The sequence below is a fragment of the Bradyrhizobium lablabi genome (genome assembly GCF_018129385.1).
Classification (GTDB): domain Bacteria; phylum Pseudomonadota; class Alphaproteobacteria; order Rhizobiales; family Xanthobacteraceae; genus Bradyrhizobium; species Bradyrhizobium lablabi_C.
The window spans coordinates 265,342-272,500 of sequence record NZ_JAFCLN010000003.1; the positions used below are offsets into that span (position 1 = coordinate 265,342).

7 protein-coding genes (1 of these 7 cut by a window edge) are annotated in these 7,159 nt (G+C 64.0%); 5 read left to right on the plus strand and 2 right to left on the minus strand.

Annotation, left to right across the window (positions count from 1 at the left end):
- Positions 1-21: 21 nt before the first annotated feature.
- Positions 22-1,281: a M20/M25/M40 family metallo-hydrolase gene (locus tag JQ628_RS07955; protein WP_212221639.1), complete on the plus strand. Its 1,260-nt coding sequence runs from the start codon at positions 22-24 to the stop codon at positions 1,279-1,281.
- Between the two features lie 39 nt (positions 1,282-1,320).
- Here the strand turns inward: JQ628_RS07955 and JQ628_RS07960 are convergent, their stop codons facing one another.
- Positions 1,321-2,133, minus strand: coding sequence for a class I SAM-dependent methyltransferase (locus JQ628_RS07960; RefSeq protein WP_212221641.1), 813 nt, complete (start codon positions 2,131-2,133; stop codon positions 1,321-1,323).
- 132 nt (positions 2,134-2,265) lie between these two features.
- Here JQ628_RS07960 and JQ628_RS07965 point away from each other — a divergent pair, with 132 nt between their 5' ends.
- The 3 genes from JQ628_RS07965 to JQ628_RS07975 all read left to right on the plus strand — a co-directional run bounded on the left by JQ628_RS07965 (position 2,266) and on the right by JQ628_RS07975 (position 5,293).
- Entirely contained in the window at positions 2,266-2,940 is a 675-nt protein-coding gene (locus tag JQ628_RS07965) for a GntR family transcriptional regulator (RefSeq protein WP_212221643.1), read from the plus strand.
- Between the two features lie 39 nt (positions 2,941-2,979).
- Entirely contained in the window at positions 2,980-3,780 is an 801-nt protein-coding gene (locus JQ628_RS07970; protein WP_212221646.1) for a phytanoyl-CoA dioxygenase family protein, read from the plus strand.
- A 148-nt stretch (positions 3,781-3,928) separates the two neighbouring features.
- Complete coding sequence (locus tag JQ628_RS07975) at positions 3,929-5,293, plus strand: NAD(P)H-dependent oxidoreductase (RefSeq protein WP_249127605.1); 1,365 nt, start codon at positions 3,929-3,931, stop codon at positions 5,291-5,293.
- A gap of 29 nt (positions 5,294-5,322) precedes the next feature.
- Here the strand turns inward: JQ628_RS07975 and JQ628_RS07980 are convergent, their stop codons facing one another.
- A complete protein-coding gene (locus tag JQ628_RS07980) occupies positions 5,323-6,474 on the minus strand; it encodes an SDR family oxidoreductase (protein WP_249127608.1) in 1,152 nt (383 codons plus the stop codon).
- Positions 6,475-6,840: 366 nt separating this feature from the next.
- Here JQ628_RS07980 and JQ628_RS07985 point away from each other — a divergent pair, with 366 nt between their 5' ends.
- On the plus strand, positions 6,841-7,159 hold the 5' end (the start) of the coding sequence (locus tag JQ628_RS07985) for a TRAP transporter substrate-binding protein (protein ID WP_212221648.1). It continues 773 nt past the right edge of the window; only the first 319 of its 1,092 coding nucleotides appear in the window; it begins with the start codon at positions 6,841-6,843; its stop codon lies beyond the right edge, outside the window.

Sequence of the window (7,159 nt, forward strand, 5' to 3'; positions counted from 1 at the left end):
ACGGAGAAGCGGAGAAACATCATGCACGCGCCTATCCGTCGCCTTGCCTCGACTGCCCTGTTCGTCCTTGCGCTTGCTTCAACTTCGGCATTCGCGGCACCCGATGAGAAGCTGCGCGCAAGCGCGGAGGCGGCAAAGCCAGCCCTGATCGACACGCTGCGCGACATGGTGATGATCGAATCCGGCAGCGCCGACGTCGAGGGCCTCACCAGAATGGCCGACTTTACCGAAGCGCGGCTGAAAGCGCTCGGCGCGAAAACCGAGCGGCGCAAGGTGGCGCGCGGCCCCGGCGCCGATATCGTGATCGGGACGTTCGAGGGCACCGGCACCAGAAAACTGATGCTGATCGCGCATATGGACACCGTCTATGCCAGGGGCATCTTGGGCTCACAGCCCTACCGGGTCGACGGCAACCGCATCTACGGCCCGGGCATCGCCGACGATAAAGGCGGCATCGCGGTGATCCTGCATTCGCTGAAAATCCTCGGCGAAGCCGGCTGGCGCGACTACGCAAAACTGACCGTGCTGTTCAATCCCGACGAGGAAATCGGATCGATCGGCTCGGGCGAGCTCATTTCCGATATCGCGGACCAGCACGACGTGGTGTTGTCCTGCGAGCCGATGGGAGCCGCGGGGGTGGCGGCCAGAAATGACGGCCTCCTGCTCGGCGCCAGCGGCACGGCGACCGGAACGATGGAAGTAAAGGGCAAAGCCTCGCATGCCGGCGCCGCGCCGCAGCTCGGCCGCAACGCGCTGATCGAACTCTCGCATCAATTGCTGCAAACCCGCGACATCGCGGCATCGATACCCGGCACGCAACTGAACTGGACCACGGCGCAGGCCGGCACGGTGCGCAACCAGATCCCCGAGCGGGCGACGGCCGGCGCCGACATCCGCGTGACCGTTCCCGGCGGCTTACAGAAGTTACAGGCCGCAATTGACGAGAAGGTGAAGCAAAAGCTCGTGCCTGACACCGAGACGACCATGAGGATCGAAGCGGGACGGCCGCCCTTCGTCTCAACGGATCGCGGCCGTGCGCTCGCCAAAGAGGGGCAGACGATCTATGCCGAGATCAATCGCACCCTCGACATCATCGAGATGACCGGCGGCGCCACCGACGCCGGCTATGCCAATCGCTCCGGCAAGGCAATCGTGGTGGAGGGCTTTGGCCTCACCGGCTGGGGCTACCATGCCCGCGACGAGTTTATAGACGCCGGCTCGATCATTCCGCGGCTCTATCTGATGACGCGGATGCTGACGGAGCTGGGCAAGAAGAAATAGAAACTCGAAGTTCTTCGCCCCCTCTCCTGCCGGTCCGGGTCATGAAGGTTTCTTCGCGGAGATAATCATGGCCTGGATCGCCATGCGCCCGGGATCACCGAACTCGCGACGAAATTCCTGCGCTAGCGCGTCGACTATCTGCTGCGGGTCGACGCCGCCGCGCTGGCGGACCTGATCAATCAGCGGGTTGCCATGCACTGCCGCGTGCGCAAACGCCGCGATATCGGGAATCCTTCTCTCCTGCCTGATCACGGCGATGCCGATATCGCCGAAGCCGGCAGCGGTCAGGTATTCCTTGAGCGGATCGATCTGATGACAGGAGAACGGAACGTTGTAGAACTGTGGCGGATCGACGGAGAAGAACCGCCCCGCAACCTCGTGTGTTATCCGCCCGAACGGGTTGTACCGATGCGAGTCCCAGACGCTGAGCCAATAGCGGCCGCCAGGACTGAGGACGCGATAGGCCTCGGAGAACGATTTCGGCTTGTCCGGATAGAACATCACGCCGAACTGGCATACGACGGCGTCGAAGCTGTTGTCGGCGAAGGGAAGCGCAAGGGCATCCGCCGGCTGAAACGCAACCTGCTCGTCGGCGCGAAACTTGCTGCGCGCGATTTCGAGCATCGGCGGATTGAGATCGGTCGCCGTCAGATGCGCGCCGGCAGCCAGCGCATCGCGCAGCTTTCGGGTGACGATGCCGGTGCCAGCCGCCGTTTCCAGCACCCTCGATGGGTTGGTCGCGGCCGCGCGTCGGGCGGTATCGGCGGCGTACTCGGCAAAGATGATCGGGCCGAGGCCTTGATCGTAATATTGCGGAATACTGCCGGTGAAACCGGCTGCGTCGTTGCTCATGACGACCCTCCGATCGCCCCCAGTGCGGCCGAGCATAGCGCGGGGCCGCCCCTCCCCGCAGCCGAAGGCTTGACTGCGACCTGACCTAGGTCTAAAAATACGGAATTCCGTATTCCAATTGGAACACCCGGCATGATCCCGCTCGACCCGCTTCCGAACCTGATCGACCAGGTCTATGCGCGGATCCTGGAGGCGATCATCGACCGGTCGCTGCCGCCGGGGCACCGCATTCGCCAGAATGAACTCGCCGACAAGCTGGGCGTGTCGCGCCAGCCGGTTTCGCATGCGCTGCATCTGCTGCACCGACAGGGGCTCGTCTCCGAAAGCGGCCGCCGCGGCTTTGAGGTCACACAGCTCGATCCGCTGCGCATCCGCCAGCTCTACGAAGTGCGCGGCGCGATCGATGCGCTGGCGGCGCGGCTCGCGGCGGCGCGGGTAAAGACCGATGCGTCCGGACGGGCACAGTTCGAGGTCGCGGTTCGAGCCGGGCACAACATTGATGGCAAGACGCCGCTGGCGCAACTGATTGCCCGCGACGTGGATTTCCATTGCGCGATCTATCGGCTGTCCGGCAATCCCGCGATCGAGGAGATGATTGCGCCGCAATGGCCGCACATGTGCCGCTCGATGGCGACCGTGCTTGCCGAGCTCGATTACCGCGAAAGCGCCTGGACCGAGCATGAGACGATTGCCGCGCACATCCTGTCCGGCAACGCCAAGGCCGCCGAAAGCGCTGCGCTGGCGCATGCGCTCGGCGCCGGACGAATGACCGAGGAACGACTGAGAGCAAGCGACGAGGCGGCCTAGCCGCCGGTTCAAGAAAACAAGAACAGCGGAGGAAAGACCATGAAACTCAATCAAGCGCAGATCGACTATTTCAACCGCGAAGGCTGGCTGTTCCTGCCTGAATTGTTCAGCCAGGAAGAGGTCGACTTCCTCGCCCGCGAGGCGGTCAGCATCTACGATGCCGATCGCCCGGAAGTCTGGCGCGAAAAGAGCGGCGCGCCGCGTACGGCCTTTGCCGCCCATCTCTACAACGAGGCGTTCGGACTGCTGGGCGCGCATCCGCGCATGATCGAGCCGATCGAGCAGATCTTTGGCGAAAAGCTCTACATGCATCAATTCAAGATCAACGCGAAAGCCGCCTTCACCGGCGACGTCTGGCAGTGGCACCAGGACTACGGCACCTGGAAGCGCGACGACGGCATGCCGCTGCCGCGCGCGATGAACATCGCGATCTTCCTCGACGAGGTGATGCCGATCAACGGCCCCCTGATGCTGGTGCCGAAGAGCCAGCATGCCGGCGACCTCAAGGCCTCGCATGATCTGGAGACCACGTCCTACCCGCTGTGGACGCTGGACGAGGAGACTGTGACACGACTGGTCAAGGAAGGCGGCATCGTCGCGCCGACCGGCAAGGCCGGCGGCATGCTGATGTTCCACGGCAATCTCGTGCACGGCTCGGCCGGCAACATCACGCCCTACCCGCGCAAGATCGTGTATCTGACGCTGAACGCGGTCTCGAACTACATCCGCACGCCGACGCGGCCGGAATACATTGCGCATCGCGACTTCACGCCGATCCAGACCGTGGATGACGATGCGTTGGTGCGGCTGGCGCGAGCGCCGAAGCAGGCGGCGGAGTAACACTCTCGTGCCCTGGATGCGGTGCAATGTGAAACGTTGCGCCGCAGAGCCGGGGCCCATTCTATAATGAACCCATGGGCCCCGGCTCTGCGAAGCAGCGCTTACGCGCTGCATCGCGTCCGGGACACGATAGCCGGATCAATGCATCATGAACCTTTTCCATCTCCTCAATGCCCGCCGCGCCGCCGGCAAGCCTGTCCGCGTCGCGCTGATCGGCGCCGGCAAATTCGGCTCGATGTTTTTGTCGCAGGTACCGCACACGCCGGGGCTCGAGGTATCAGTCATCATCGACATCGACCGCGACCGTGCGCGCGAGGCCTGCCGCACCGTCGGGTGGGATGAGGCGCGGATCGCCGCCACGGCCTTCACCGATGACGGCGCCCGCGCCATCGCGGGCGGCGCGATGGATGTGGTGGTGGAGGCGACCGGCAATCCCGCGGTTGGAATCAAGCATGCCCGCGCGGCGATCGCGGCGGGCAAGCATGTCGTGATGGTCAATGTCGAAGCCGACGTGCTGGCGGGGCCGTTGCTGGCGGAAGAAGCGCGCAAGGGCGGCGTGGTCTATTCGCTGGCTTATGGCGACCAGCCGGCGCTGACCGCCGAAATGGTCGACTGGGCGCGTGCGACAGGTTTTCGCGTGGTCGCCGCAGGCAAGGGCACAAAATATTTGCCGGCCTATCACGATGTGACGCCGGAGGGCGTGTGGGGCCATTACGGGCTCACCGCCGCCGAAGCGCAATCGGCCGGCATGAATCCGCAGATGTTCAACTCGTTCCTCGACGGCACCAAATCGGCGATCGAGATGGCCGCCATCGCCAACGCCTGCACCCTCGACGTACCCACTGGCGGCCTACTGTTTCCGCCCTGCGGCGTCGACGATCTGCCGCATGTGATGCGGCCGCGCGAAAAGGGCGGCGTGCTGGACAAATCCGGTGTGGTGGAAGTGGTGTCCTCGCTGGAGCGCGACGGCCGGCCGGTGTTCCGCGATCTGCGCTGGGGCGTCTATGTCGTGCTGGAAGCGCCGAACGATTACGCCGCCGATTGCTTCAGGCAATATGGCCTCAAGACCGACGCCAGCGGGCGCTACGCGGCGATGTACAAGCCGTATCACCTGATCGGGCTGGAGCTGAACATCTCGATCCTGTCGGCGGCGCTGCGGGGCGAGCCGACCGGCCAGCCGCATGGATTCCGCGGCGACGTTGCATCCATCGCCAAGCGCGACCTGCGTGCCGGCGAAATGCTCGACGGCGAAGGCGGCTACACCGTGTGGGGCAAGTTGATGCCGGCAGCGGCAAGCCTCGCCGCCGGCGCACTGCCGATCGGGCTGGCGCATCGCGTCAAGCTGAAGAACAACGTCGCCCACGGCGAGGTGGTGCGCTGGAGCGACGTCGAGTTCGACGCAAGTAGCGATGCGGTAAAGACACGCAAGGCGATGGAAGCGACCTTCGGCGCCACTTCCACCTCTCCGCGCCTGCGGGGAGAGGTCGGATTGCATGAAATGCAATCCGGGTGAGGGGACTCTCTGCGAGTCCCGATGCCGCACTACCCCTCACCCCCAACCCTCTCCCCGCAAGAGCGGGGCGAGGGGGTACAGCGGCTTCCGCGGAAGCAGTTATGGCAATAGACGCTGCTCGCGTGCCAGCCTGAACCACTCCGGAACATCGCTTCGGTATCCATCATCTCGGTGAAGCCGGCCTGGTTGATCTTCACCGTCGAGGAGATCGACGCCGGACCTGGTTCGGTCTGACCATAGCGCATCTGGTAATCGGCGTACTGGAAGGACAGGCCGACGAATTCTTCCAGGCCAGGTGCAATCAGATTGTGTTTGCGGCGCAGCTCGTTCCATGGCGCGATCCAGTTCTTGTATTCCTGCGCCATCGACAGCGGCGCGGCCTTGCCGGGCCTCATGCCGAGCCCATCGGCGATCGCCGGCCAGATGTTCTCCCAGGTGTAAACATCGCCATTGGTGACGTTGAAGGCTTCGTTGCGCGCGGCGTCCGATTCGCCGCACCAGGCGATCGCGCGCGCCAGCAGATCGACATCGACCGCCTGCCCCACCCGCGGCGCGCCGCCGGGATAGTCGAGATCGCGTCCCTGCTCGCGCAAAATGGCGGCGTACACGCCAAGCGGCGGGATCAGGTCCATCGCGCCGCCCATGGCGAGGCCAACGATCAGCACCGGACGCAGGATGCTGAAGTGCCAGGACTTGCCCTTCTGCAAGTCCCGCAGGAAATTCTCCTGCGCCCAATAGAAATTCGGCTGCTCGTACATTTCCGAGCGGCCTTCGCGTGCCGGCACCTTGAGCGGGCGGACATGGGAGCCGTAAGCCTTGGTCCCCTGTAGCAGCGCGACGTGCCTGAGCTGCGGCGCGGTCGGCTCGAGCGCGGTCATCAGGTTGCGCAGCATCCGGTCGTTGGTGTCGATCTGGTGCGGATCGCGCCAGCCGTCGACCAGGTTCGGCGCCTCATAGAGCGCGGCGAAGATCAGATGGGTTGCGCCGTGCAGCTCGGTCGCCGCTTGCGTGCATTGAGCCGGATCGGTCAGATCGATCGGGACGTGGCGGGCACCATACAATTCCCGCGGCTTGCGGCGCGAGAGCGCGATTACTTCACATCCTCCGACGCTGCCAAAATGGCGTAACGCCGCGTTTCCCACGAGCCCCGTCGCGCCCGCGACGATTACTTTCTTGGCCATTCACACGTTCTCCGGTGCGATTTGCGCAGCTTGAGTAGCAGATGACGGCGGCGGCCGGCAGCCCCGAAAGGAAAGCCTCGCCCAGGGAATGGGCAGCCCATACGACTTTGGTGCAAGATTTGGCGTTAACTCTTGCCCTTTCGCACATGCATTGAGCCGCGATGCCCCCTGATCCGGCTTGATTCCTGAGGACCGATTGGCCATCCTGCCCGCAGTCTGGAATTTTAGAACGTTCGGTTTTTCGCAACTTCCCAAGGCAGGGGTTCGGGAAGCCAGGTTTCAGATAACAAAACGCCGATCGTCGGCGAAAAAAGCGACACCAAGATCGCACTCGTCGCCGGAAACTCGGCACAACGGAGGAAGCGAATGAAACGTCGTGATTTCTTGAAAGCAGGTGGCGTGGGTCTGGCGGCAAGCGCTGCGGTCGCAGCGCCTGCCATTGCGCAGTCAAACCCCGAAATCAGGTGGCGCCTGGCCGCGAGCTGGCCGAAGGCGCTCGATACGCTGTACGGCGGCTGCGAGTATTTCTGCAAGCGCGTTGCCGAAGTCACCGACAACAAATTCCAGATCCAGCCGTTCGCCGCCGGCGAAATCGTGCCGGGCCTGCAGGTGCTCGATGCGGTGCAGAGCGGCACGGTCGAGATGGGCAACACCGCGCTGTATTACTACTGGGGCAAGAACCCCG